Origin of the sequence: Blautia intestinihominis, assembly GCF_040096655.1 — a bacterium.
GTDB classification, from domain to species: Bacteria; Bacillota; Clostridia; order Lachnospirales; family Lachnospiraceae; genus Blautia_A; species Blautia_A intestinihominis.
On record NZ_JBBMEI010000159.1, the window covers coordinates 1 to 2190 of the forward strand.

The window sequence follows — 2190 nt, forward strand, 5'->3', positions numbered from 1 at the left end:
CACGTATAAATGTCCAGTATTCATAAAACGACTCCGGAATCTTTTTTCCACGAACAACCTCTAATGTATCTGTATTGATATAATATCCAATCATTCTTCCATGAATCAGATAAACAATACTGGCATCTTCTTCACCTTCATCATCCCACACAGATACCGGAGTCACACTCAGGAGCTGAACTCGTTTCTGTATTGGCTTTTCATGTTTAACCTTCATCCATTCAAGTTTTGTAGTCCAACTTTGGGCAAGACTTTTACTCAGATAGTTTTCTGCATAAGATGGATCCAGGAGCCTCCAGCATTCCTGAATAACAAAATATGCATTCTCCACATATTTTTGCATTTCTTTTGCATTCCAGTCTTCGCCCGGCTTTTCAAATTTCTTCATTTTTTGAAGACTTTTGTATTTTGCCTTTTGAATATAGCAATGAAATGCAATCGTTCCAGCCCCGGCAAAACATGCCATTGCCATCCAGCCAACTATCGTTTGCGACCATCCACCCGGACTCTCGTCATCCGTATAGTTTGATTCATTATTATAATGATATGTTCCACCGGAACTTCCCCCTGAACTTCCTCCTGAAGATCCGCCGCCGGCCCTCGCATAACATGTAATTGAAAAGCACAGACAGCAGATACATGCGAGCAGTATACAACAGATTCGTCTATGTCTCGTCATCTTTTTATTCGCTCTTATTTTTCTTTCGTTTACGGGAGATCAGACCAAGAAGGTTCTCATCTTTGGTATCGGAAAGATCATCATCGGTTACGGTTGGCTTGGATACTACGTACGCTCCTCTGGCGGCCGGCGGATCATTCTCCTGCTCAGTCATCTCTTCTGTCGACTCGTCCAACGGAACCTCTTCTTCTCTCACCTGCACAACATCGAGGGATTCTTCCATCCCGGAAACTTCCCTGTCATAAGCATTGCTGTCGAAAGGTTCTTTATCAGAAGTTTCTTCCTCACTGTCAGATAAATCGTCTGCTGGCTCTGCCTTCCTGCGTGAGCTCCACGGTGCGTATTCCGGTACGACCGGTTCTTCTGGCTGTGCAGAACTTTCTGCATCATCAGATATGATCTCGCTGTCTGCATCGACTGCTTCTGCTTCCTGTTTGAGTTCTTTCAGACCGCGACGGAGGAGGATCAGGTAGATGAGGTCTACCACTCCGTTACAGAGGAAGATCCATCCTGCAAAGATTACCGTGTATTTTACCATTGTGAACGGATTGAGTACAAGGGAAACACCGAGCCCGATGAAGATCAGGCTTCCGATCAGAAGGATCTTCCAGAATCCGCTTCCGTTTTTCTTAAGTTTCAGGCTTCCTTTGAGGCTCCAGATGCTGTCTACCAGGATAAAGGTTCCAAGCAGGATCGGCAGAAGCTTGACTACGATCTGAGGATTCATGAAGAGAAAAATTCCGATAACCATCAGAACACCGCCGGAAAAAAGATCCAGAATCGTGGAATTCAGTTTCTCCAGAATATAGATCAGGATATGATAAAATCCTACAAGAATCAGCAGAATTCCAAATATAAATTTACAGATTACATTGATCGTGTTCACAGGCATAAACGCCAGGCACGCTCCCAGGGCGATATATATGATCGAGGTTACAATCTGCCCTTTCAAAAAGTTGTTGATTTTTTCCCACATGAGACTTTCCATGCTCCTTTCATCCCGATAATAAAATTTCTACAGACAGTATACCGTTTTTTGAATGGCTCGTCTATAGACATCTCCGGATGAATGTCCATTTTGTAACAACGAGCTTGCAGCGGACAGTCAGACAAAAACAGACCGGAGTCTGTGGAAGGCTCCGGTCTGAATGCTGCATATATTATTTTACGGTTACTTTGATCACATAGGATTTCTTTCCTGATCTTACTGTGATCTTTGCGGTTCCTTTCTTTTTGGCTGTGATAATGCCAGTGGAAGAAACTGCTGCAATGTTTTTATTTGATGTTGCATAGGTTACTTTGTCTGTGGAGGTCAGTGGACTGATCACTGGTTTCAGTGTTGTCTTCTGACCTTTTTTGAGAGTCATGGATGATTTCAGACCGCTGATCTTTGTAGTGGTGACTTTGCCAGACTGAACTTTGACATTCAGGGTTGCTCTCTTTCCACTCTTTAAGGTTACGATGATCTTCGCACTTCCATTACGGTTCTGCGCCCTGATCAGACCGTTTCT

3 protein-coding genes are annotated in these 2190 nt (G+C 43.6%); all 3 read right to left on the minus strand.

The features are described 5' to 3' along the window. Window positions 1–679, minus strand: a 679-nt coding sequence (locus tag WMO75_RS19345) for a TIM44-like domain-containing protein (RefSeq protein ID WP_349078811.1), incomplete at its 3' end; no start/stop codon positions are given. 4 nt (window positions 680–683) lie between these two features. Further along, on the minus strand, window positions 684–1667 hold the full coding sequence (locus WMO75_RS19350; protein WP_349078813.1) for an HdeD family acid-resistance protein: 984 nt from the start codon (window positions 1665–1667) through the stop codon (window positions 684–686). A 172-nt stretch (window positions 1668–1839) separates the two neighbouring features. Beyond that, the coding region (locus WMO75_RS19355) for an Ig-like domain-containing protein (RefSeq protein WP_349078816.1) at window positions 1840–2190 on the minus strand (351 nt) is incomplete at its 5' end.